This window comes from Microbacterium resistens NBRC 103078, from assembly GCF_001552355.1.
Classification (GTDB): Bacteria; Actinomycetota; Actinomycetes; order Actinomycetales; family Microbacteriaceae; genus Microbacterium; species Microbacterium resistens.
The window spans coordinates 18,864-40,588 of sequence record NZ_BCRA01000003.1; the positions used below are offsets into that span (position 1 = coordinate 18,864).

Annotated in this window: 22 protein-coding genes; 16 read left to right on the forward strand and 6 right to left on the reverse strand. The window is 71.0% G+C overall.

The features are described from left to right. Positions 1–8 precede the first annotated feature (8 nt). Positions 9–1,301, forward strand: coding sequence for an RNA polymerase sigma factor (locus tag MR1_RS00470; RefSeq protein WP_067242285.1), 1,293 nt, complete (start codon positions 9–11; stop codon positions 1,299–1,301). Positions 1,302–1,370: 69 nt separating this feature from the next. Here MR1_RS00470 and MR1_RS00475 read toward each other — a convergent pair whose 3' ends face one another. Beyond that, the gene (locus tag MR1_RS00475; RefSeq protein WP_067242288.1) at positions 1,371–2,294 is read right to left on the reverse strand and encodes a Bax inhibitor-1/YccA family protein; all 924 of its coding nucleotides are present in this window, start codon (positions 2,292–2,294) and stop codon (positions 1,371–1,373) included. Between the two features lie 58 nt (positions 2,295–2,352). On the opposite strand from MR1_RS00475, the gene MR1_RS00480 reads away from it, so the two are divergent. The 3 genes from MR1_RS00480 (at position 2,353) to MR1_RS00490 (ending at position 7,168) form a co-directional block, all read left to right on the forward strand. Then, positions 2,353–3,390, forward strand: coding sequence for a glycerophosphodiester phosphodiesterase family protein (locus MR1_RS00480; protein WP_067242292.1), 1,038 nt, complete (start codon positions 2,353–2,355; stop codon positions 3,388–3,390). Between the two features lie 135 nt (positions 3,391–3,525). After that, on the forward strand, positions 3,526–5,970 hold the full coding sequence (locus tag MR1_RS00485; protein ID WP_067242296.1) for an ATP-dependent helicase: 2,445 nt from the start codon (positions 3,526–3,528) through the stop codon (positions 5,968–5,970). Positions 5,971–5,992: 22 nt separating this feature from the next. Next, complete coding sequence (locus MR1_RS00490; RefSeq protein WP_067242299.1) at positions 5,993–7,168, forward strand: SseB family protein; 1,176 nt, start codon at positions 5,993–5,995, stop codon at positions 7,166–7,168. Positions 7,169–7,196: 28 nt separating this feature from the next. Here the strand turns inward: MR1_RS00490 and MR1_RS00495 are convergent, their stop codons facing one another. Together MR1_RS00495 and MR1_RS00500 are read right to left on the reverse strand one after the other, a co-directional pair. Next, the gene (locus tag MR1_RS00495; RefSeq protein WP_067242301.1) at positions 7,197–7,661 is read right to left on the reverse strand and encodes a MarR family winged helix-turn-helix transcriptional regulator; all 465 of its coding nucleotides are present in this window, start codon (positions 7,659–7,661) and stop codon (positions 7,197–7,199) included. Next, the gene (locus MR1_RS00500) at positions 7,654–9,309 is read right to left on the reverse strand and encodes an MDR family MFS transporter (protein ID WP_067242304.1); all 1,656 of its coding nucleotides are present in this window, start codon (positions 9,307–9,309) and stop codon (positions 7,654–7,656) included. Before MR1_RS00500 ends, MR1_RS00495 begins: the two co-directional genes overlap by 8 nt. A 171-nt stretch (positions 9,310–9,480) precedes the next feature. Between MR1_RS00500 and MR1_RS00505 the strand changes: the two genes are divergently transcribed. The 5 genes from MR1_RS00505 to MR1_RS00525 are packed head-to-tail and all read left to right on the forward strand — an operon-like array spanning position 9,481 to position 12,627. After that, positions 9,481–10,098: a SipW-dependent-type signal peptide-containing protein gene (locus tag MR1_RS00505; RefSeq protein WP_067242309.1), complete on the forward strand. Its 618-nt coding sequence runs from the start codon at positions 9,481–9,483 to the stop codon at positions 10,096–10,098. Between the two features lie 7 nt (positions 10,099–10,105). Next, on the forward strand, positions 10,106–10,771 hold the full coding sequence (locus tag MR1_RS00510) for a SipW-dependent-type signal peptide-containing protein (RefSeq protein ID WP_067242312.1): 666 nt from the start codon (positions 10,106–10,108) through the stop codon (positions 10,769–10,771). Between the two features lie 10 nt (positions 10,772–10,781). Beyond that, positions 10,782–11,408: a S24/S26 family peptidase gene (locus MR1_RS00515; protein WP_174522496.1), complete on the forward strand. Its 627-nt coding sequence runs from the start codon at positions 10,782–10,784 to the stop codon at positions 11,406–11,408. After that, on the forward strand, positions 11,405–12,109 hold the full coding sequence (locus MR1_RS00520; RefSeq protein WP_067242315.1) for a hypothetical protein: 705 nt from the start codon (positions 11,405–11,407) through the stop codon (positions 12,107–12,109). The genes MR1_RS00515 and MR1_RS00520 overlap by 4 nt, the downstream gene beginning before the upstream one ends. Next, positions 12,106–12,627, forward strand: a complete 522-nt coding sequence (locus MR1_RS00525) for a hypothetical protein (protein WP_067242318.1) — start codon at positions 12,106–12,108, stop codon at positions 12,625–12,627. Before MR1_RS00520 ends, MR1_RS00525 begins: the two co-directional genes overlap by 4 nt. 11 nt (positions 12,628–12,638) lie before the next feature. On the opposite strand, the gene MR1_RS00530 is transcribed toward MR1_RS00525, so the two are convergent. Together MR1_RS00530 and MR1_RS00535 are read right to left on the reverse strand one after the other, a co-directional pair. Further along, a complete protein-coding gene (locus MR1_RS00530; protein ID WP_067242322.1) occupies positions 12,639–13,283 on the reverse strand; it encodes a hypothetical protein in 645 nt (214 codons plus the stop codon). 56 nt (positions 13,284–13,339) lie between these two features. After that, positions 13,340–14,020, reverse strand: a complete 681-nt coding sequence (locus MR1_RS00535; protein WP_067242325.1) for a YqaJ viral recombinase family protein — start codon at positions 14,018–14,020, stop codon at positions 13,340–13,342. 323 nt (positions 14,021–14,343) lie between these two features. Here MR1_RS00535 and rplJ point away from each other — a divergent pair, with 323 nt between their 5' ends. Next, complete coding sequence (gene rplJ, locus MR1_RS00540; protein WP_067242328.1) at positions 14,344–14,859, forward strand: 50S ribosomal protein L10; 516 nt, start codon at positions 14,344–14,346, stop codon at positions 14,857–14,859. 44 nt (positions 14,860–14,903) lie between these two features. Next, positions 14,904–15,293, forward strand: a complete 390-nt coding sequence (gene rplL, locus MR1_RS00545) for a 50S ribosomal protein L7/L12 (RefSeq protein WP_067242331.1) — start codon at positions 14,904–14,906, stop codon at positions 15,291–15,293. Positions 15,294–15,411: 118 nt separating this feature from the next. Here rplL and MR1_RS00550 read toward each other — a convergent pair whose 3' ends face one another. Then, entirely contained in the window at positions 15,412–16,437 is a 1,026-nt protein-coding gene (locus tag MR1_RS00550) for a LacI family DNA-binding transcriptional regulator (RefSeq protein WP_067242334.1), read from the reverse strand. A gap of 285 nt (positions 16,438–16,722) precedes the next feature. Here MR1_RS00550 and MR1_RS00555 point away from each other — a divergent pair, with 285 nt between their 5' ends. The 5 genes from MR1_RS00555 to MR1_RS00575 all read left to right on the forward strand — a co-directional run bounded on the left by MR1_RS00555 (position 16,723) and on the right by MR1_RS00575 (position 21,701). Then, positions 16,723–18,045 carry an ABC transporter substrate-binding protein gene (locus MR1_RS00555; RefSeq protein WP_067242337.1) on the forward strand — a complete coding sequence of 441 codons (1,323 nt, stop codon included), beginning with the start codon at positions 16,723–16,725 and terminating at the stop codon, positions 18,043–18,045. A 73-nt stretch (positions 18,046–18,118) separates the two neighbouring features. Next, on the forward strand, positions 18,119–19,252 hold the full coding sequence (locus MR1_RS00560; protein ID WP_067242340.1) for a carbohydrate ABC transporter permease: 1,134 nt from the start codon (positions 18,119–18,121) through the stop codon (positions 19,250–19,252). Then, positions 19,249–20,217 (forward strand): carbohydrate ABC transporter permease, encoded by a 969-nt coding sequence (locus MR1_RS00565; RefSeq protein ID WP_067242344.1) that lies wholly within the window; start codon positions 19,249–19,251, stop codon positions 20,215–20,217. Before MR1_RS00560 ends, MR1_RS00565 begins: the two co-directional genes overlap by 4 nt. 185 nt (positions 20,218–20,402) lie before the next feature. Then, positions 20,403–21,053, forward strand: coding sequence for a phosphatase PAP2 family protein (locus MR1_RS00570; RefSeq protein WP_084344248.1), 651 nt, complete (start codon positions 20,403–20,405; stop codon positions 21,051–21,053). A gap of 39 nt (positions 21,054–21,092) precedes the next feature. Beyond that, positions 21,093–21,701 carry a GNAT family N-acetyltransferase gene (locus MR1_RS00575; RefSeq protein WP_067242347.1) on the forward strand — a complete coding sequence of 203 codons (609 nt, stop codon included), beginning with the start codon at positions 21,093–21,095 and terminating at the stop codon, positions 21,699–21,701. Positions 21,702–21,725: the final 24 nt, after the last annotated feature.

Below are 21,725 nucleotides of genomic sequence, written 5' to 3' on the forward strand. Positions count from 1 at the left end.
AGGATTCCGTGAGCGATTCCGCAGAGGCGACGGCGCACCCCACCGGATCCGGTCCGGCGGAGCGCGCCGTCGCCGCGGTCTGGCGCATCGAGTCCGCCAAGATCGTCGCGACCCTGACCCGTTACGTGGGCGACTTCGGCCTGGCCGAGGACCTCGCCCAGGAGGCGCTCGTCGACGCGCTCGCCCAGTGGCCGCGCGACGGCGTCCCCACCAACCCCGCGGCGTGGCTGACCGCCGTCGCCAAGCGCAAGGCCGTGGACGGGTGGCGGCGACGGGAGAGGTACGACGAGCGGATCGCGGCGATGGCCCACGACCGGGAGCGGGAGCAGGCGGAGGCCGCGGACGCGCCGCCGTGGGATCCGGACGCGATCGACGACGACGTGCTGCGCCTCGTGTTCGTCGCGTGCCACCCGGTGCTGTCGCGCGACGCGCAGGTCGCGCTGACGCTGCGGGTCGTCGGCGGCCTGTCCACCGAGGAGATCGCGCGCGCCTTCCTCGTCCCGACCGCCACGGTGCAGCAGCGGATCGTGCGTGCGAAGAAGACGCTCGGCGCGGCGCACGTGCCGTTCGAGGTGCCCGCCCGTGAGGAGTTCGCCGCCCGTCTGGGGGGAGTGCTCGGGGTCCTCTACCTGATCTTCAACGAGGGCCACGCGGCCACCGGCGGATCCGAGTGGATGCGCCCTGACCTCGCACGTGAGGCGACCCGACTGGCCCGCGTGCTCGCCGAGCTCGTTCCCGCCGAGCCCGACGCGCACGCGCTCGTCGCGCTCATGGAGCTCACCGCCGCGCGCTTCCCGGCACGGGTCGACGCGCACGGGGATCCCGTCCTCCTCGCCGATCAGAACCGGGCGCTGTGGGACCGCGGACGCATCGCGCGGGGCCGGGCGGCGCTGGCCCGCGCGGACGCACAGGGACGTGGCCGCGGCGCCTACGCGCTGCAGGCGGCGATCGCGGAGACGCACGCCGTGGCGTCGTCGGTCGAGGAGACGGACTGGGATCGCATCGTGCTCCTCTACGAGGCGCTCGGGCGACTCGCGCCCTCTCCGGTGATCGAACTCAACCGTGCCGCCGCCGTCGCGATGGCGACCGGGCCCGCATCAGCCTTGCGCATCATCGACGCGCTGGTGGAGAGCGGGGCGCTGCGCGGATACCACCTCCTGCCCGCGACGCGGGGGGAGATGCTGCTCAGACTCGGACGCGAGGACGAGGCGCGCTCGGAGTTCGCCGTCGCCGCGGGGCTCGCCGGGAACGACCGTGAACGGGCGCTGCTGGAGGCGAAGTCCCGCGGCGAGCACGACTGACCCGCGCCCGCGGGACGACGAAGGGGCCGTCCTCCGTGGAGGACGGCCCCTTCGCGGGAGCGGGTCGCGTCAGTTGTTGCCGCGAGCGATCGCGATGATGCGCAGGATCTCGACGTACAGCCAGACGACGGTGACCATGATGCCGAAGCCGCCGAGCCAGCCGTAGACGCGGGGAGCGCCGTTGCGGACGCCCTGCTGGATCTGGTCGAAGTCCAGGACGAGCGAGTACGCGGCCATGAGAACGACCAGGACGCCGATGATGAGGCCCCACGGGATGCCGAAGGGGCCGGGGGCGCTGTGCATCCCGAAGCCGTCCTTCACGACGCCCGTGAGCATCAGGATCAGGTTCAGCACCGAGAACGCCAGGTAGCCGAACATGGCGACCATGAAGATCTTGGTGGCGCGCTTGGAGGCGCGGATCTTGCCGCTCGCGAAGAGCGCGAGGGTGACGCCGACGACGGCCACCGTGGCGACGGTGGCCTGCATGACGATGCCCGGCCACAGGACCTCGAAGTACGCCGAGATGCCGCCGACGAAGAGGCCCTCGAAGGCCGCGTAGGCGAAGATCAGCGCGGGGCGGACCTTCTTGCGCGACGTGAACGTGACCACCATGGCGAGCACGAAGCCGCCGAGGCCGCCGATGACCCACGGCAGCAGGTTCACGGCGGGGCGGTTGTACGGGTCCGGCACGGGGGCGGCGATGCCGCCGAGGGTCAGGAACCACCCGACCGCGGCCGTCACCAGCAGGATGCCGAACAGGCCCGCGGTCTTCCAGACGGTGTCCTCGACCGTCATGCGGCCGGTCTCCAGCGCGCCGGCCGGCGGCGCCGCGTACATCCCGTCGAGCTGTGCGTTCACGGCAGCGTCCATGGTGGCGTGAGACATCGACGCCGTCTGCGCGCCCTGCGTCGCGCCCGGAGCACCGGGATAGGTCGCGACGTTGCGCGGGTCCGGCTCCTTGAACGCCGGGTTGTTGAACGCGAAATTGCTCATGACTGGCCTCACTCCCAGGGGTTAGTCAACGCTTTCCTCAACGATACCGGAGCAGGCTATGAACAGGGTGTCCTACGCTGAGAGCGTGATCCGACCCGCGCCGCAGGGCCCGCTCGTCATCGGCCACCGCGGTGCGCCGGGCTACCGGCCGGAGCACTCCCGCTCCTCGTACGAGCTGGCGCTGGCGCTCGGCGTCGACGCGGTCGAGCCGGACGTCGTGGCGACGGCGGACGGCGTGCTCGTGGTCCGGCACGAGAACGAGATCTCCGGCACCACCGACGTGGCCGATCGCCCGGAGTTCGCGGCTCGGCGCACGACCAAGACGATCGACGGAGTCGCCCAGACGGGGTGGTTCACGGAGGACTTCACCTGGGCGGAGCTGGCCACGCTGCGCTGCCGCGAGCGGCTGCCGAAGGTGCGTGCCGCGAGCGCCTCGTTCGACGGGCGCCAGCCGATCCTCCGGCTCTCCGACGTGCTGGACCTCGTGCGCGCCGCCGCTGAGGAGCAGGGCCGACGGATCGGCGTCGTGCTGGAGATCAAGCACGCGACCTACTTCGCCGGGATCGGCCTGGACCCCGCCCCGCTCGTCGCGCGCGATCTCGTCGCGGCGGGGTGGACCGGGGGAGACCTCCCGCTGTGGATCGAGGCGTTCGAGCGGACCGTCCTGGACGAGCTCCGCGGGTCCCTGCCCGCTGCGGGGGTCGCGGCGGACTACGTCTACCTGATCGAAGCCGCCGGCAAGCCGTACGACCTCGTCGCCCGCGACGGCCGGCTGGCCGCGAGCTATGCGGACGCCCTCACGCCGGCGGGGCTGGACGCCCTCGTCGGCGCGGTCGACGGGATCAGCGTGGACAAGAAGGTGCTGCTGGCCGCTCAGGGACCCGCGACGGTGGCCGAGGCGCACGACCGCGGGCTGGTCGTCTTCACCTGGACGTGCCGGCCGGAGAACGCCTTCCTCGACCGGCGCTTCCGCGGTCCCGGCGGCAAGCCGGCGTTCGGCGACTACGAGGGCGAGTGGCTGCGGATCGCGGCGTCGGGCGTCGACGGCGTCTTCGTCGACCATCCGGACCTCGGTCTGGAGGCCTTCCGGTCCTGAGGCTGCTCAGGCCTTCAGGACGCGGATCAACTCGCCGAAGACCTGAAAGTCCTTGATGTTGCTGGCCGGTGCCGGGGCGGGGGCCGGTGCCGGGGCGGGGCCGGTGTCGGACGCGGCGCCTAGACTCGTTAGGTCATGACCGAAGCCCCTCTCATCGTGCCCGGAACCGGCTCGCAGGCGCCGGGATCCGCTCCCGCCGACGACCTGCTCGCCGGCCTCAACCCGCAGCAGCTCGACGCCGTCACCTACCGCGGCCCCGCGCTGCTCATCGTGGCCGGTGCGGGTTCCGGGAAGACCAGCGTGCTCACCCGCCGGATCGCGCTCCTGCTGCGCCAGCGGGAGGCCTGGCCCAGCCAGATCCTGGCGATCACCTTCACCAACAAGGCGGCGGGGGAGATGCGCGAGCGCGTGCAGCAGCTCGTCGGCGACGCGGCGCGGGGGATGTGGATCTCCACCTTCCACTCCGCGTGCGTGCGCATCCTGCGGCGCGAGGCGCAGCAGTTCGGCTTCACGTCCGCCTTCACCATCTACGACTCCGGCGACTCCCGCGCCCTCATCAAGCGTCTCGTCAAGGAGCACGAGGCCGACGCCTACGGATACACCCCGGCGGCGGTCCAGTCGCGGATCTCGAAGCTGAAGAACGAGCTGCAGGACGCGGAGTCCTTCGCCCGGCAGGCGAACCTCGCCGATCCCGCGGAACGGGTCTTCAGCGAGGTGTTCGCCGACTATCAGCGTCAGCTCCAGAAGGCCAACGCCTTCGACTTCGACGACCTCATCGGCCAGACGGTCTTCCTGTTCCGCGCCTTCCCGCACGTGGCGGACACGTACCGCCGCCGGTTCCGGCACATCCTCGTGGACGAGTACCAGGACACCAATCACGCCCAGTACGCCCTCATCCACGAGCTGACCCGGCCCGTCCAGGGCGACGCTCCGGACCCGTATGCCTCGAACGGCATGATGATCTTCGAGCCGGAGACGACTCCCGCCGAGCCGGGGGCGTCGCTCACGGTCGTGGGCGACTCCGACCAGTCGATCTATGCGTTCCGCGGCGCCGACATCCGCAACATCAGCGAGTTCGAGCGCGACTTCCCGGGCGCGAAGGTGATCCTGCTGGAGCAGAACTACCGCTCGACCCAGAACATCCTCTCCGCCGCGAACGCGGTCATCAGCAACAACTTCGACCGCAAGGAGAAGAAGCTGTGGAGCGATCGGGGAGCGGGGGAGCGGATCGTCGGCTTCACCGGCTACTCGCAGCACGACGAGGCGCAGTTCGTCGCGGACGAGATCGAGGCGATCCATCGCGCCGGCACGCCCTACTCCGAGATCGCGGTGTTCTACCGCACCAACTCGCAGTCGCGCGCGCTGGAGGAGATCTTCATCCGCTCGGCGCTGCCCTACAAGATCATGGGCGGCACGAAGTTCTACGAGCGGGCGGAGATCAAGGACGCGCTCGCCTACCTCGTCGCCGTGGCCAATCCGGCCGACGAGATGGCGGTCCGCCGCATCCTCAACAAGCCCCGTCGCGGGATCGGCGAGGTGTCCGAGACCGCGATCGCCCGTTTCGCGGAGGAGCACGGCCTCACCTTCCGGGACGCCCTCGCGCATCCCGCGCAGCTCGGCTTCGGTCCCAAGATCCAGTCCGCGATCGCCCAGCTGGACGCGGTGCTCCGGGAGGCGACGGAGATCATGATCCCCGCCTCGGGCGAGATCGCGGCGCCGACGTCGGTCGCCGAGGGGCTGACGCTGCTGCTGTCGAAGAGCGGGTACATGGACGCGCTGCGCGCGAGCAGGGACCCGCAGGACGAGGCGCGGCTGGAGAACCTCGACGAGCTCATCGCCGTGACGAGGGAGTTCGCCCGCAACAACCCCGAGGGCACGATCGCCGACTTCCTCACCGAGGTCGCTCTCGTGTCCGACGCCGACGACCTGGACGATTCCAGCGGCGTGGTCTCGCTCATGACGATGCACACCGCCAAGGGGCTCGAGTACGACGCGGTGTTCGTCACCGGCGTCGAGGAGGACCTGATCCCGCACCGGATCTCGGCCGGCGAGCCGGGCGGTCCGCAGGAGGAGCGCCGCCTGTTCTACGTCGGCATCACCCGTGCCCGCAAGCGCCTGCATCTGTCCCTCGCGATGACGAGGGCGCAGTTCGGCGAGGTGTCGGTGGCGATGCCCAGCCGCTTCCTCCAGGAGATCCCGGCCGAGCTCATCGACTGGCGGCAGTCGCCCGGGGACGTGAACTCCCGCGGCGGGACCCAGTCGCGCGCGCTGAACGCCCGGCGTCCCGGGGGCCGTGGCGGCGACCGGTTCGGGGCGCGGGAGCTGCCCCGTCGTGAGACCGACGGGCTGAAGCCCCTCTCGACCGCCATGGACAAGTTCCCGAACCGCGTCACGGGCAAGGTGCGCGACAACGGCGACCTCGCACTGGCGGCGGGAGACCGGATCCGTCACGACGACTTCGGTGAGGGGCGGGTGGACCAGGTCACGGGCGAGGGCGCGAAGCGCGTCGCCCACGTCCGGTTCGACACCGCGGGAGCCAAGAAGCTGCTGATCAAGATCGCCCCGATCGAGAAGCTCTAGGCGCGGCGGCTAGGCTGGCCCGATGGGTCTTTTCTCGCGCCGCAAGAAGCAGGACGACGTCGTCAGCACCGCCGCCGAGGCACCCGCGGAGGAGACGCCCGCGGGCGTCGCTCCCGGGGACGGGACGGTGGCCGGATCCACGGACGCTTCCGAGGCCACCGACGCCCCGACGCCGGACGCGGTCCCGGAGGTCACGGTGTCGGTGCAGGCGTTCCGGGGGCTCGGGTCGCCTGCCGGGCACGACGTGTCCGGGCTCATCGCCGAGGAGGGAACGGGCTCCGGTGCGCCGGGCGAGGCCGCGGCACCGAGCGTGTCCGCAGCACCCGCTCCGGCGGCGCCTGCGGTTCCCGCGCAGCGCCGACTGCCGCTCGCTCCCGTGGACCCGCCGGCCCAGACGGAGTCGATCCCGGGGATGAAGGACAACGTCCTCCTGCGCGAAGCGCTCGCCGAACTGGAGGAGGGTGCGTCGAACGAGGTCCTGCTGGGGGTGCTGCGACAGACGCTTCAGGGGCATCTCTTCCTGCGCGTCCAGGGCGACGCGGGCGAGCAGCTCCAGGCGGGCAAGCCGCTCTCGGTCGGGATCGTCAAGGACGGCGAGAACACGTTCATGCTGGCCTTCAGCTCGGCGGCGGCCGTGCGCGACTCCGTACAGCTCGAGCAGGACCCCGCCGCCACCAGCGCGGTCGTCCAGCCGGTGCAGGCCGTGCTCCAGCAGGTCGTGAACGGACCGTTCGCGGGCCTCATCATCGACAACGCGTCGGCGCCGCATCGCGTGGTGCTCCCGCGGGAGGTCCTCGCGAAGGCCCTGGAGCAGGCGGATCCGAACCTCACCTTGAAGACGCTGCTGGCCGCGCCGCGCGAGGCGGACTCCGAGGCGAAGGTCGGCGAGGCGCTGGCCACGGCCCGCTTCTGGGTCGCGGTGAGCGCTCCGGGGGAGGACGGCCAGTTCGGCGTCGCGGAGGCCCGGGCGGCGGACGGCTCGCGCTTCCTCCAGGTCTTCTCGCACCCGCTCGAAGTGGTGGCGCTCGCGCGAGGCGACCAGCCGATGCCCTTCTCCGGTGAGCAGATCGGCAAGGTGCTCGCCGGCCACCCCGAGCTGACCGGCGTGATCGTGGACCCGGCCGGCCCGACCATCGCCGTGCGCCGCGACGCTCTCGGCGCCGTCCTCGCGCTCGCCGAGGCTCCCGCCGCGGACTGACGCGGACCCGGCCGGGCCGGGCGAGCGTTCAGTCCGCGGACGGCACGTCGCCCTGTGAGAGGGCGCGCAACAGGCGGGTGAGCTGGCGGATGTCGGCGAGCTCCCAGTCCTCGAGGGCTCGGACGAGGCGTTCGTCGTCGTGGCGTCGGGCCGCCGTGAGCCGGTCCAAGCCCTCCGGAGTCGCCGAGAGGAGGCTGGAGCGCTTGTCGCGCGGGTCGGGGATCCGCCGGATCAGCCCCTGCCCCTCCAGTTCCCGCACCATCCGGCTGACCAGCGACTTGTCGGACAGCGTCCGCTCCGCCAGCTCGGAGGCGGTCATCTCGCCGCGGCGCGCGATCAGGGAGAACATCTTGTACGCGCCGGGGGACAGCCCGGGGGCCACCCGTTCCGCACCGGCGAGGTAGAGGCGCCGGACCCGCGAGAACAGCTCGCCGAACTCGGCTTCGAGCGCATGCAGGGCCTCGGTGCGCTCGTCGGCGGCGGGGTCACTCATCGCGGGTCCTCGCGGTCGGGACCGGACCCGTCGCGGGGATCGCGTCCATGGCCTGCGGGGCGCTGACCGTGGCGAGATCGGCCTCGGCGGCCGCCATCCGCTCGCGCGTGGTCAGACGGGTCAGCGGCGTGTTCGGCAGGAAGACCACGGCGATGAGGCTGACGACGGCGAGCGGCACGCCGATGAGGAACGAGGTCGCGATGCCCTGGGCATAGATGTCCTCGACGATGACCCGGACCGCCTCCGGGAGCGCGTGCACCTCGGGCAGCGCTCCGGAGGCGAGCTGCTGCGCCACCTCGGCGCCCTTCTTCCCCAGCGACGCGATCGCCGCCTGGAGATCCGCCGCCCGGTCGCTGAACAGCTGAGACACGGTCGTCGCCAGCGCCGCGCCCATCACGGACACTCCGACCGTGCCCCCGAGGCTCCGAAAGAACGTCACCCCGGAGCTTGCGGCGCCGAGGTCCTCGGGACGCGAGGTGTTCTGGACGATGAGGACCAGGTTCTGCATGGTCATGCCGACGCCGGCGCCGAGCACGAACATGTACACCGAGACGAGGACGAAGTTCGTGTCGTAGTGCAGCGTCGCCAGCAGCGCCGACCCGGCGATCAGCAGGACCGACCCGGCCACCAGGTAGCCCTTCCAGCGGCCGTAGCGCGTGATCAGCTGGCCGACGATGATGGACGCCCCGAGGAGTCCCGCGATCATCGGCAGGGTCATCAGGCCGGCCTGGGTCGGGGTGGCGCCGCGCGCCATCTGCATGTACTGGCTGAGGAAGACCGAGGTGCCGAACATCGCGATGCCGATGGCGATGGAGGCGACCACTGACAGCGTGAACGTGCGGTTGCGGAACATCCGCAGCGGCACCAGGGGCTCGGAGACCTTGAGCTCGACGATCACGAACAGCACCGCGCCGACGATCGATCCGCCTACCATGAGGACGGTCTCGGTGCTCCACCAGTCGAAGCTCTGCCCGGCGCTGGTGACCCAGATCAGCAGCAGCGCGACCGAGGCGGACAACAGGACGATGCCGAGGTAGTCGATCCGGGCCCGTCGTGTGGCGGCGGGCGTCTTGAGGGTGAGCTGGAGGATGATCAGCGCCGCGACCGCGAATGGCACGGACACGTAGAAGTTCCACCGCCAGCCGGCGACGTCGGTGAGGAATCCGCCGAGCAGCGGGCCTCCGACCGTCGCGACGGCCATGACCGCGCCGAACAGGCCCATGTATCGTCCGCGCTCTCGGGGGCTGATGATGTCCGCCATGATGATCTGGCTCAGCGCGGCGAGGCCGCCGGCGCCCAGTCCCTGGACCGCACGGAAGGTGATGAGCATCCCGGCGTCCTGGGAGAAGCCCGCCGCAGCGGTGGCGCCCACGAAGATGACCAGGGCGATCTGGATGAGCAGCTTGCGGTTGAACAGGTCCGCGAGCTTGCCCCAGATCGGCGTGGCGATGGCCGTCGTGAGCAGCGTCGAGGTGACGACCCAGGTGAAGGCGTTCTGGTCGCCGCCGAGGTCGTGCACGATCACCGGCAGCGACGTGGACACGACGGTGCCGGCGATCATCGAGACGAACATGCCCAGCAGCAGGCCGGAGAGGGCTTCGAGCACCTGACGGTGGGACATTGTGGCTGGGGCGTGGGCGGCGGTCATCGAACTCCTGAAAGTGGTTGAGAGAAGTCAACTATATGCCGATGGTGGATAGAAGTCAACCAATCGGCCCGCGAGGGATCGGTATCCCGATATTGCGGTTCCGGATCCCGGCGTCCAGGATGGCGATGAGGGGCGCGAGGGCGCTGACCCGATTCCCGAGGGGAGACACGCATGTCGAAGAAGACCGATCGCCGCAAGGTGATGGCGGTGCTGGCCGGAGGGCTCGTGCTCGGCGTCGGCGCGGCCGTCACGCTGGCCGCCTGGAACGACTCCGAGTTCGCGACCGGTACGTTCGGCGCCGGGCAGTTCAACCTGGAGGGCTCGACGACGTCGGCGACCGCCGGGTACGACGACCACAACGTCGACGAGGGGGATGCGGCGGCGTCGCTGGCGTTCACCCTGCCGCTGGCCGACAACCTGACGCCGGGCGATGTCGTCTACGCGCCGTTCTGGGTGCGTCTCGCCGCCGGCACGACGACGCCCGCCTCCCTGACCGCCACCGCCGTCGCCGCCGGGACCGGCGGGAACGAGGCGAACCTCTCGTACTCGGTCTACGCGATCGCCGCCGGCGCCGCGTGCAACGCGTCGGCGACGACCGGCTCCCTGGTGGCGTCCGGCACCTCGCTGTCCGCCTTCACGGACGGTGCGGACCTCGCCCTCGCCCAGGGAGCCGACGCGGCCACCCCGGGCGCGGCCCAGCAGCTCTGCTTCGTGGTGACGGCGGGCACCGGTCTGGTCCAGGGCGCGAACGCGACGGCGACCTGGTCGTTCACGGCCACGTCGAGCTGAGTCCGTCGTGAGCCGACGCGAAACGACGCGACGCCGGCGACGGGAACGGACGAGGGCCCGCTCCCGTCGGCTGCGGGCGCTGCTCGCGGGCGGTCTCGTGCTCGGCGTCGGCGCGTCTCTGACGTTCGCCGCCTGGACGGACCAGGAGGCGGCGACCTCGACGATCACCGCCGGCACCTTCGCGATCGAGGCGCGCACCGACCTGGGGGCGTTCGTCGACTCTCCGCGCACGCCGGTCGTGCAGCTCCCGCTCGCGGCCACGGGTCTCTACCCCGCGCAGAAGCGCGCCGCGTGGATCCAGATCCGGAACAAGGGGACGGTTCCCGGCACCGTGAGCCTGTCCGCCGTGACGGTGACGGGCGCCGACGGGACGAGTGCGCCGACCGGAGCCAGTGCGGCGCTGCAGAACGCGCTCAAGGTCGGTGTCGCGGTCTCGACCACCACGGATCCGTCCGCCGCGCCGTCGTGCACGACGAGCACGCCCACGACGGCCGTGGCGACCGGGGTGCAGAACATCCCGCTCCCCACGGCGACGGGCGCGCTGCAAGCCGGCGGGACGAACATCGTGACGTTCTGCGTCGTGCTGGAGCTTCCCGTCCAAGCCGACAACGCCTCCCAGGGCGGGGATGTGCGGCCGACCTGGACGTTCACGGCGACGACGCCGACGGCGTGAGGAGGCGGGAATGAGGTTCGGACGCGCCCTGCGCGCCGTCGGACGCGCCACCCGGGAGGCGGCGCTGACCCTGGCTGCGATCGGCGGGGCCGCGTGCATCCTCCTCGTGATCCTCGCCGTCACGGGCGGGTTCTCCCTGATGATGTTCAAGACCGGATCCATGAGCCCGGCGATCCCGGCCGGATCCGTGGCCCTCGTGCAGCAGATCCCCGCCGCGGACGCCCATGTGGGGGACGTGGTCACGGTCGACCGGCCCGGGGAGCTGCCGGTCACGCACCGGGTCACCGCGACGGCACCCGGTCCGACCGAGGGATCCCGGGTGCTCACGCTCAAGGGGGACGCGAACGACGTCGAGGATCCCGCCCCCTACACGGTGGAGACCGTGCGGATCGTGCGCGGCTCCGTCCCTGCCGTGGCGCACGTCATCGTCGCGCTCGGCTCGCCGTGGGTCATGGGCGGGATCACGGTGGCGGCCGCGCTGCTCGTGGTGTGGGCCTTCTGGCCGCGCGAGGGCGGCCGCGATCACCCGGACGCGGACGGCGAGGCGACGGGTGCGGGTGAGACATCGCCCGTGGGTGCGGTGGGCGCTGTCGCCGCGGTCGCCGGCGGCGCCCTGCGGAGGGACCGGCGGACATGAGTGTCGCGTCGCGTCCCCGCCGGCTCCGTGGCGCCGGTGCGGTGCTCCTCGCGCTCGGCCTCGTCCTCGGGGTCGCGGCGCCGGCGCTCGCCGCCACGACGACGGAGGTCGTGCAGGGGCGCTATCTGCGACTCGAGTCGACCGCGGACTGGGAGGCGGCCTCGCGGCTGTCGGCGGGGGACGCCCTGCGCTGGGATGTCCGGATCAGCGCCGACGCCCCGGATCCGGGACGAATCGTGGTCGGCCTCGTCGCGACGGGCGGCGTCGGACTGACCGTGGACGCACGACTGTGTCTGCACGACTGGCAGGGCGAGGTGTGCCCGGGAGGCGAGACGGTGCTCCTGCGCGACGTCGAGGTGCGCCGAGACGGAGTGCGGGTGCCGCTCGGCGAGTTCGATGCGGACGCCGTCGGCGCCGTGAGACTCGACGTGTCGCTGGCGCCGTCCGCGGACGCGTCCGCCGCCGCGGCGTCGACCGAGCTGCGGGTCCGCGCCGACGGGTTCGGCGAGGGTGCGGGCATCGGCCCTCCGTCCGATCTTCCCCCGACCGGCGCGGACGTCCCGGTCGCCGTGATCGTGGTCGGAGCGGTGCTGCTCGTGGGCGGCGCGCTGGCGGTGGTCCTCGGTGCGGTCCGTCGGGGGCGCCGTGACCGGGACGCGGACGCCTCCGCCGACGGCGGGGACGGGGAGGGGAAGCGATGAGGGCGGCCCGGCGGCTGCTGGCCGGCGTCCTCGGCCTCGCGCTGCTCGGCGTCGGGGCCGGGGTCGGCGCGCCGGTGCCGGTGCAGGAGACGATGGCGGCGTACACGGACACCGAGCGGGCGACGGCGGTCGCGACCACGATCGTGCTCCAGCCCCCGACGATCACCGGGGTGCCGCTGTGCCGGAGCGTGCTGCTCGGGGGCGACGTGGTGCAGATCACGTGGACCTGGCCGTCCGCGACCCCGCCCTACGACGCCTTCCCCGTCTCCAATGCGCAGTGGAAGATCGGCACGGGGGAGTGGCAGAGCATGCCGACGACGGGGCCGGTGAACGGCGTCTACACCACGACGTTCACGAACTCGCTGCTCAGCGGCCTGCTGGGAAGCCTCCTCGGCCAGAGCTTCACGGCCAAGTTCCGCACGGGCATCGGGGCGTGGACGTCGGCGACCGAGCGGACGTTCACCTATACCCAGGGACTGCTCGGCCCGCTGACCCAGCCCACCTGCACCTACAGCTGACCCCCGGAGGCTCAGCGCCTGGTCGGTCGGGTCCGCAATGTGCGGTCCTCAGGGAGGACCTGGTCGCCGGTACTCACACGGAACGCCTCGAGCGCGGGGTCGGCCAGGAGGCCTGAGATGAGGGCTTCCGGGCCGCTGACGAACAGGCTTCGGGCGTAGATGTCGTTGCCCGCCATCCAGGTGCGTCCCGGATCCCACCAACGCATCGGTCTCCTTCGCGCCCGGAGAAGGTCATCGGCGTGGACGGCGCTCACCGTGCACGGTCGCTCCGGCGGGAACTCGACGTGGAGCGCGTCGCCGCGCGCGTCGACGTCGGCGTCCGCGTATCCCTCCCACTGTGCGACGAGAATGGGGCCGAGTGGGGCGAGATGGGCGAGCAGAGCGACGGCGACCGCGTCGTCGACGGTGCCCATGAGGGGTTCCTCGATGTCGGTCCGGTCGCTGCGCGATTGCACGTCCGTCCACTGCACGTCGCTGCGGAGTCGAAACGGCGCGCTGCCGACCGATGCCCATGACACCGGGTTCCCGGCCCGGTCGTGCGCCGGGTTGAGGACCCGCACAGTCGCCGCATGGGAAAGCAAGGTGTAGGACGCCACCGTCGTGCCGGTCGGATCGAGGTCGGCGATCCAGGAGAGGTCCATGCGGCGGGCGTTCATCGCTCCACTCTTCCACCTCGGCGTGGCCCGGGCTTCGCCCGCGCTTGCGCGACGGGTCAGTCGGCGAGGGCGAGGGCGCGGAACATGTCCCGCTCGCGCAGGGCCTCGCGCCGGCTCTCCGCCGGCACCGCGGTCCGGCTCGGCGGCGTACGGCCGGTCGTCCGGCGGTACAGCTCGTCGATGAGGTCCGTCGCCAGCCCGACGAGCCGGGAGATCTCCCGCTCGTCCCGGTCGATCCATACGCAGTGCGGCTCGTCGTGGACGGGGGAGAAGTCCTCGTGCTCCTCCCAGACGAACAGGGTGCGCTCGGCGCCCAGGACGTGCTGCTGCCACCAGACCTGCCGCAGGTAGGTGCGGGGAATGGCCCGCCAGGACTTGTTGGTGGTCTTGATCTCGGCCAGGAGGATCCGGCCCTCGGCATCGACCATGATCCCGTCGGGCGTGGCGAGGTGGCGCGCCTCTCCCGCGGAGCGGAAGAGGGCCGAGGAGGGGAGGATCCCGTGCGTGGCGGCGACCCAGGCCGCGATCTCGGGCTCGCGGCGGCGTCCGTGGTCCGTATAGGCGTTGCCGACGAAGCGGGGCCCTGCGCCGAGCTTGGCGTCGGCGGCGCGGGCGATCGAGCGCTCGCTGGTGAGCCCGGCGACGTCGGTGGCGGTGATCCCCCGCGCCCGCGCCCGCAGCCACGCGACCCGGTCGCGCGAGTCCGCGACGATGCGCGCTTCGAGTTCCGGGGTCACCCTCCGAGCGTACGCCGCCCCGCCGACGCGTCCCGCCGTACACGCCGCCGCGTCGCTGCCCGGCCGCACGATTTGGCGGGGGACGCGGGGATCGCGTACAGTGGAGCCAACCGAAGACCGCCGGTCATCGTCGTGCGCGAGTATGACGATCGAAGCACTGCTCAGCAGGGGCCCGCGCAGGGGACATGATCGTTTCGCCGGATGACCGGCCACGCTCCGTCGCTTGCGCGGAGCGTTTTTTCTTGCCCGCAGCGCCCGGAACCACCGGAGTCGAGGTCGATGCCCCACCTCCGTGAGGCATCTCGTACACACAAGGAGTGGCCATGGCGCAGAAGGAAGCATCGGTCGCCGAGCTCACGAAGAACTTCGAGGACTCGACCGCCGTTCTGCTCACCGAGTACCGCGGTCTGACGGTTGCCGAGCTCAAGGAGCTCCGCAACAGCATCCGTCAGGACGCGGAGTACGCCGTGGTGAAGAACACGCTGACCAAGATCGCCGCGAACAACGCGGGGATCTCGTCGCTGGACGAGGACCTCAAGGGTCCCTCGGCCATCGCGTTCGTGCACGGCGACCCGGTCGCCGTCGCGAAGGGCCTGCGTGCCTTCGCCAAGGCACACCCTCTTCTCGTGATCAAGGGCGGCTATTTCGATGGCAACCCGCTGAGCGCGGATGAGGTCAACAAGCTCGCCGACCTCGAGAGCCGTGAAGTCCTGCTGGCGAAGCTCGCCGGCGCGATGAAGGCCTCGATGACGAAGGCGGCATTCGTCTTCAACGCTCTGCCGTCGAAGGCCGTCCGCACGGTCGACGCGCTGCGCGAGAAGCAGGAGTCCGCGGCCTGATCCAGGCCCCGGCGTCGTAGAACCCCAAATCAAGGAGAAACATCATGGCAAAGCTCAGCACCGAGGAGCTGCTCGACGCGTTCAAGGAGCTCACCCTCATCGAGCTCTCCGAGTTCGTGAAGGCCTTCGAGGAGACCTTCGACGTGACCGCTGCCGCTCCGGTCGCGGTTGCCGCTGCGGGTGCCCCCGCCGCGGGCGACGGTGGCGCCGCCGTTGAGGAGAAGGACTCGTTCGACGTGGTCCTCGAGGCCGCCGGCGACAAGAAGATCCAGGTCATCAAGGTCGTCCGCGAGCTCACCTCGCTCGGCCTCGGCGAGGCGAAGGCTCTCGTCGACGGTGCCCCCAAGGCCGTCCTGGAGGGCGCCAACAAGGAGGCCGCCGACAAGGCCAAGGCCGCTCTGGAGGAGGCCGGCGCTTCGGTCACCCTCAAGTGAGCCCCGCCGGGTCGCCACCGCCTCGCGGTGTCGCCCCGGCACCGGCCGCACGGCCGACAGCTCTGCGAAGGCCCCGGGTTCGCCCGGGGCCTTCGTGCGTTCCAAGAACGCCGGCCCCTCAGGAGCGCGGCGCGGCGGTGGAGGAACGCACCACCAGTGTCGCCGGGGCGATCACGCGCTCCGCACGCGCCTCGGGCGACTCCAGACGCATCCGCAGCAGCCGCACGGCGTCGGCGCCCTGCGCGCGGGGACTCTGCCGGATGGTGGTGAGGGCGAACATCTCCGCGAAGCCGTGGTCGTCGATGCCGATGACGCTGAGCTCCGACGGCACCGCGATCCCCAGCCGCCGTGCCGCGATGATGGCCCCGACCGCGGCCTCGTCGCACACGCCCACGATCGCGGTCGGGCGCCGGCGGCGGTCGCCGAGCAGGTCCGCAGCGGCGACGAAGGCGTCGGGCATCGTCGACGCCGAGCGCACGACCCTCACCCGCTCCGCCAGGCCCGCCGCCGTCATCGCCGACCGGTAGCCCTCGGCGCGGATCTCGTCTCCGAGCCCGGAGCGGACGGTGTCCGGGATCCCGCCGACGAAGGCGATGTCCTCGTGGCCGAGGTCGATCAGATGCTCGGTGACGACCCGCGCGGCGGCGGCGTCGTCGATCGAGACCATGCTCATGCCGCCCCTGCCGGTGAGGCCCGGCTCCACGGGGCCGACGGTGACGAGCGGAAGGCCCATGGCCGCCAGGCGCTCCAGCTCGTGCGCCGCCGGCTGGATGCAGACCGCAATGAGGCCGTCGAAGCGGCGACGCGACAGCGCGTGATCGAGCATGCGCGCCCGGTCGCTGCTGCCCTCGACGGCGCTGTAGAGCACCAGGTCGAGACCGTTCTCGATGAGCGCGTGCTGGATGCCCGCGAGCAGCTCCGCGAAGTACCAGCGCGCGACGGAGGGCATCACCACGCCCACGGCGCGGGTGCGGCCGGTCGCGAGGCTCGTCGCGCTGGAGTGGGCCACGTACGACAGTTCCTCCGCGGCGCGTCGCACCCGCTCGCGCGTCGCCTCGGCCACGTATCCCGTGCCGCTGAGCGCACGGCTCGCCGTCGCCTTGGCGACGCCGGCGCGCGCGGCGACGTCCGCGATCGTGCTCATGGGGCCCTCCTCGGCCGCGCTGCGCGGCTCTGCCAGGGTAGCGCCGCGCGGCCGCGATGCGGAACCGGTTCCATCACGATTCCCGCATGATTTCGCGGGAGCGCTCCCACGCCCGGCCGGATCGAGCGTTCGGGGAGGCCGGAAACTTTGCCGGCTTGTGATGTTGCCGGGATTGTGCGGGTGAGTGAAAGGCCAGTAGTTTGGCCTGGAATCGGTTCCTGATTACGACGTCGCGGGCGCTGGGCCCGGCGACGGGGATCGTGAGACTCGAAGAGGAGAGATCACATGGCTCTGTCACAGCGCTATCGGCGGCTCGCACCGCTGGCCCTGCTCGGTGCGGCCGGAGTCGCGCTCGCCGGATGCGGAGCCCCCGGGGCGGCCCCCGGAGGCGGCGGAGGCGGAGGCGGCAGCGATGACAACACCGTCACCGTCTACGGCACGATCGTCGATGACGAGGCGAAGCTGCTCCAGGAGTCCTGGAAGGAGTGGGCCGACAAAGAGGGCATCACGATCAAGTACGAGGGCAGCCAGGACTTCGAGACGCAGGTGGGCACGCGCGCGCAGGGCGGCAACCCGCCGGACATCGGCATCTTCCCGCAGCCGGGCCTGTTCGCCGACTTCGCCTCGCGCGACTTCCTGAAGCCGGCGCCGGAAGAGGTCGAGAAGAACGCCAACGAGTACTGGACCGAGGACTGGGTCAACTACGGCACGGTCGACGGCACGTTCTACGGGGCGCCGCTGATGGCGAACGTCAAGGGCTGGATCTGGTACTCGCCGGCGAAGTTCACCGAGTGGGGCGTGACCCCGCCGAAGACCCTCGACGAGCTCGTCGCCCTCACGCAGACGATCCAGTCCAAGACCGGCTCGGCGCCCTGGTGCGCCGGGTTCGAGTCCGGCACCGCCACCGGCTGGCCGGGAACGGACTGGATCGAGGACTACGTGCTCCGCGAAGGCGGCACCGAGGTCTACGACAAGTGGATCACCAACGACGTCAAGTTCACGGACCCGGAGATCAAGGACGCGTTCGACAAGGTGGGCGAGATCCTGCTCAACCCCGCCTACGTAAACGCCGGCTTCGGCGACGTGCGCTCCATCAACTCCACGGCGTTCGGCGACGTCGCCGCGAAGGTCGCGGACGGCTCCTGCGCGCTGACGCACCAGGCGTCGTTCCTCTCCGGCTTCTTCCCCGAGGGCACGACCATCGCCGAGGACGGCGACGTCTGGGCGTTCATGCTCCCGGGCGTGGACGAGGCGCAGAAGTCGGTGACCGGCGCGGGGGAGATCGTCGGCGCGTTCAGCGACAAGCCGGCCGTGCAGAAGGTGCTGGCCTACCTGTCCAGCCCCGAGTGGGCCAACAGCCGGGTGAGCCTGGGCGGCGTCACCTCCGCGAACAACGGGCTCGACCCGGAGAACGCCAAGGACCCGATCCTGCAGGAGACCATCAAGATCCTGCAGGACCCGGACACCACGTTCCGCTTCGACGCGTCCGACCTGATGCCGGGCGCCGTGGGTGCGGGCACGTTCTGGAAGGGCATGGTGGCCTGGATCAACGGGACGGCGACGGACGAGGTCCTGAGCCAGATCGAGTCGGGCTGGCCGCAGGGCTGATCGATCGCGAAGGCGGGTCGCTCCACGGGGGCGGCCCGCCTTCCGGTCCTCGCACCATGGGGAAGGGACACCTGTGACCGCGTTCTTCCAATGGATCGGGACGATGCACCCGATCCTGCAGGCCGTCGTCGTCGTCATCGCGTTCGCGCTGGTGGTGGCGATCATCCTGCTCCTCGTCGACATCGCGCCCCGATCGGGCGCGCTCTACACCGGCATCCGCCTGGCGATGTGCCTGCTCATCCCGCTGATCGTGATGTGGGTGTTCAACTCCTACTACTGGGCGATGGGCGTCGCCGTCGCCGTCGGAGGGCTCTTCTTCCTCCTCGACTATCGATCGCGCGAGGGCAAGGGCTATCTGATCCAGCTCGTGGCCTTCATGGCGCCCGCGATGCTGCTGCTCATGGTCGGCCTGATCCTTCCGACGCTGCAGACGTTCGTGGCCTCGTTCATGAACTCGTCGGGCAAGGACTTCGTCGGCCTCAACAACTACCTGTGGATCTTCGGACAGCCGGACGGGCTCCGCGTCGTGCTCAACACGGTGGTGTGGGTGCTGCTCGTGCCGACGGTCTCCACGATCGTCGGACTCGCCTACGCCGTCTTCATCGACCGCACCCGCGGCGAGAAGATCTACAAGGTGCTCGTGTTCATGCCGATGGCGATCTCGTTCGTCGGCGCCGGCATCATCTGGCGGTTCATGTACGAGTACCGCGGCAAGGAGTTCGACCAGATCGGCCTCCTGAACCAGATCCTCGTCTGGTTCGGCGGAGAGCCGCAGCAGTGGCTGCTGAACCCGCCGTGGAACACGCTGTTCCTCATCGTCGTGCTGATCTGGGTGCAGACCGGTTTCGCGATGGTCGTGCTCTCCGCGTCCATCAAGGGCGTGCCGGCGGAGCTGCTCGAAGCCGCCGAGCTCGACGGCGCCAACCCATGGCAGAGGTTCATCTCGGTGACCGTGCCGGCGATCCGGCCGGCGCTGATCGTGGTCCTCACGACGATCTCGATCGCCTCCCTGAAGGTCTTCGACATCGTCCGCACCATGACGGGCGGCAACTACGAGACCTCGGTGCTGGCGAACGAGATGTACACCCAGTTCACCAAGTTCGAGGGCGGGCGCAGCGCCGCGCTGGCCGTGATCCTCTTCATCCTGGTGCTGCCGATCGTGATCTACAACGCGCGCCAGATCCAGAAGCAGCGGGAGATCCGATGAGCGCCCCGACGAGTTCCTCCACCGCGCCGGAGACGACGACGCGCGCGATCACCACCGGTCGGGGGCTGGACGCCTCCGCCGGTCGCGCCCGCAAGCGCCTGTCCCGGCCATGGGCGTCGGTGGCGTCCATCCTGATCGCGATCCTGTGGACGATCCCGACCCTGGGCCTGTTCATCTCGTCGTTCCGCCCGCGGGACGACATCCAGAGCAGCGGGTGGTGGGAGTTCTTCCTGAACCCGCGGGTGACCGGCGAGAACTACGTGGACGTGCTGCAGTCGGGGACGACGCAGCTGACCATGATCGAGTCGTTCGTCAACTCGATCGCGATCACGATCCCGGCCACGATCGTGCCGCTCATGATCGCCTCGATGGCGGCGTACGCGTTCGCGTGGATCGACTTCAAGGGACGCAACGCGCTGTTCATCTTCGTGTTCGCCCTGCAGATCGTGCCGATCCAGATGGCCCTCGTGCCGCTGCTCAGCTCGTTCTCGCGCGGGCTGACCCTGTTCGGGCTGCCGGTGACGCTCCCGCTGGGCGCTGCCGGCGGATACGCGCAGGTGTGGCTGGCGCACACGATGTTCGCCCTGCCGCTGGCGATCTACCTGCTGCACAACTTCATGTCCGAGATCCCGGGGGAGATCATCGAGGCCGCGCGCGTGGACGGAGCGTCGCGGGGCCAGATCTTCTTCCGGATCGTGCTGCCGCTGACGATGCCGGCGATCGCGTCCGTGGCGATCTTCCAGTTCCTCTGGGTCTGGAACGACCTGCTCGTCGCGCTCGTGTTCGCCGACGGAGCCGCGGCGCCGATCACGAAGCTGCTGGCGGAGATCACGGGGACGAGGGGCAACGACTGGCATCTGCTCACCGCAGGGGCCTTCGTGTCGATCATCGTCCCGCTCATCGTGTTCTTCGCTCTCCAGCGGTACTTCGTGCGCGGACTGCTGGCGGGGTCGACGAAGGGCTGAGGACATCGGGACCGAGGCGTCCGTCGCGACCGCGCGGCGGACGCCTCGGCACGCCCGGCGGCCCTTCCTGGTCGCCGAGCGAGGAGCCCGGCGACGAGACGAAGCGCCCCCGCATCGGGTCACCGCGTGTCGTCTCGCTCCGCTCGCTCAACGACCGTCACGGCGTTGGACGGCAGAATGGGCGGATGACCAGACGCGCCGCCCTCATCGCGGGACTCTCGTGCCTCGGACTGGCCGCCGTCCTGGCCGTCCTCGTCGGGCTGTCCGCGCCGTTCCCGGAAGCCCTGGACGAGGCGTGGAACGGCGCGATGGGCGGGCTGCGACTGCCGGGGCTCGTCGGCTTCGCCCTCGCGATGAACGTGATCGGCGGCGGCTGGGTGGCGACGTTCCTGATCCCCCTGGCGATCGCGGGTCTCGCGCTGTGGCGGCGCGGATGGCGTCACGCGCTCTTCGCGCTCGTCGCCTTCGCGGGCAGCGCCGTGGCGGTGCAGGGCATCAAGCACCTGTTGGGCCGCGCGCGACCGGAGGACCTGCTCGTCGCCTCCGACTTCGGCTCGTTCCCGTCCGGCCACACCGCCAACGCCGCCACGATCGCGGTCGTGCTGTGGATCCTCTTCCCCGGCCGTGGCGCGGTGCTCGGCGGCATGGTCTGGATCGTCGCGATGGCCTTCTCCCGGACGGTGCTCAGCGTGCACTGGTTCAGCGACACCGTCGGCGGCGCCCTCGTCGGCGTCGGGGTCGGGCTGGTGCTCGCCGCGGCCTTCTGGGCGTGGGTCGACCCGGCTCGTCGCCGGGAGGTCGCAGGGCCGCCGACGCCCTCGGCGCCGGGTCGATAGGCTGATCGCACCCCGCCTTCTTCGCCCCGAGGAGCCCCCGTGCCGCACATCCGTCCGTATCGTCCCGCCGACCGCGACGCCCTGGTCGAGGTGTGCCTGAAGACGGCGGACTCGGGCGGGGACGCGACCGGCATGCTCGCGGACGACGCCCTGTGGGGCGACCTGTTCGCGGTGCCGTACGCCGTGCACGATCCCGGCCTGTGCTGGGTCGTCGAGTCCGACGACGCACGGACGATCGGCTACATCGTGTCCACGGCGGACACGGACGAGTTCGAACGGTGGTTCCGCGACGAGTGGTGGCCGAGCCGTCGGGATCGCTACCGCCGCTCCGGCGAGGCCGAGCCCACGCGCCAGGACCGGCTGCTCGACTACGCCGACGGCCGTGGTCCCGGCAGGGAGCCGAACGCGGCGGAGTACCCCGCACACCTGCACATCGACCTGCTCCCCGAGACGCAGGGCCTCGGCCTCGGGCGTCAGCTCGTGCAGACCCTGCTGGCCGAGCTCGGCCGTCGAGGCGTGCCGGCGCTGCATCTCGGGATGAACCCGGAGAACACCGCCGCCGCCGCGTTCTACGAGCGCCTCGGCTTCTTCCCTCTGCCGTCCCCCGAGGGCACGACGATCCTCGGGATCCGGACGCCTGTGGGCTGAGGGAGCGTGTCGGCGGCCGCGCGT

What these genes read in the sequence shown, in the direction of transcription:
- MR1_RS00475 (WP_067242288.1), bottom strand. Translation starts at nt 2,294, where the DNA reads ATGAGCAATTTCGCGTTCAACAACCCGGCGTTCAAGGAGCCGGACCCG.
- MR1_RS00480 (WP_067242292.1), top strand. Translation starts at nt 2,353, where the DNA reads ATGAACAGGGTGTCCTACGCTGAGAGCGTGATCCGACCCGCGCCGCAG.
- MR1_RS00485 (WP_067242296.1), top strand. Translation starts at nt 3,526, where the DNA reads ATGACCGAAGCCCCTCTCATCGTGCCCGGAACCGGCTCGCAGGCGCCG.
- MR1_RS00490 (WP_067242299.1), top strand. Translation starts at nt 5,993, where the DNA reads ATGGGTCTTTTCTCGCGCCGCAAGAAGCAGGACGACGTCGTCAGCACC.
- MR1_RS00495 (WP_067242301.1), bottom strand. Translation starts at nt 7,661, where the DNA reads ATGAGTGACCCCGCCGCCGACGAGCGCACCGAGGCCCTGCATGCGCTC.
- MR1_RS00500 (WP_067242304.1), bottom strand. Translation starts at nt 9,309, where the DNA reads ATGACCGCCGCCCACGCCCCAGCCACAATGTCCCACCGTCAGGTGCTC.
- MR1_RS00505 (WP_067242309.1), top strand. Translation starts at nt 9,481, where the DNA reads ATGTCGAAGAAGACCGATCGCCGCAAGGTGATGGCGGTGCTGGCCGGA.
- MR1_RS00515 (WP_174522496.1), top strand. Translation starts at nt 10,782, where the DNA reads ATGAGGTTCGGACGCGCCCTGCGCGCCGTCGGACGCGCCACCCGGGAG.
- MR1_RS00520 (WP_067242315.1), top strand. Translation starts at nt 11,405, where the DNA reads ATGAGTGTCGCGTCGCGTCCCCGCCGGCTCCGTGGCGCCGGTGCGGTG.
- MR1_RS00525 (WP_067242318.1), top strand. Translation starts at nt 12,106, where the DNA reads ATGAGGGCGGCCCGGCGGCTGCTGGCCGGCGTCCTCGGCCTCGCGCTG.
- MR1_RS00530 (WP_067242322.1), bottom strand. Translation starts at nt 13,283, where the DNA reads ATGAACGCCCGCCGCATGGACCTCTCCTGGATCGCCGACCTCGATCCG.
- rplJ (WP_067242328.1), top strand. Translation starts at nt 14,344, where the DNA reads ATGGCGCAGAAGGAAGCATCGGTCGCCGAGCTCACGAAGAACTTCGAG.
- rplL (WP_067242331.1), top strand. Translation starts at nt 14,904, where the DNA reads ATGGCAAAGCTCAGCACCGAGGAGCTGCTCGACGCGTTCAAGGAGCTC.
- MR1_RS00550 (WP_067242334.1), bottom strand. Translation starts at nt 16,437, where the DNA reads ATGAGCACGATCGCGGACGTCGCCGCGCGCGCCGGCGTCGCCAAGGCG.
- MR1_RS00555 (WP_067242337.1), top strand. Translation starts at nt 16,723, where the DNA reads ATGGCTCTGTCACAGCGCTATCGGCGGCTCGCACCGCTGGCCCTGCTC.
- MR1_RS00565 (WP_067242344.1), top strand. Translation starts at nt 19,249, where the DNA reads ATGAGCGCCCCGACGAGTTCCTCCACCGCGCCGGAGACGACGACGCGC.
- MR1_RS00570 (WP_084344248.1), top strand. Translation starts at nt 20,403, where the DNA reads ATGACCAGACGCGCCGCCCTCATCGCGGGACTCTCGTGCCTCGGACTG.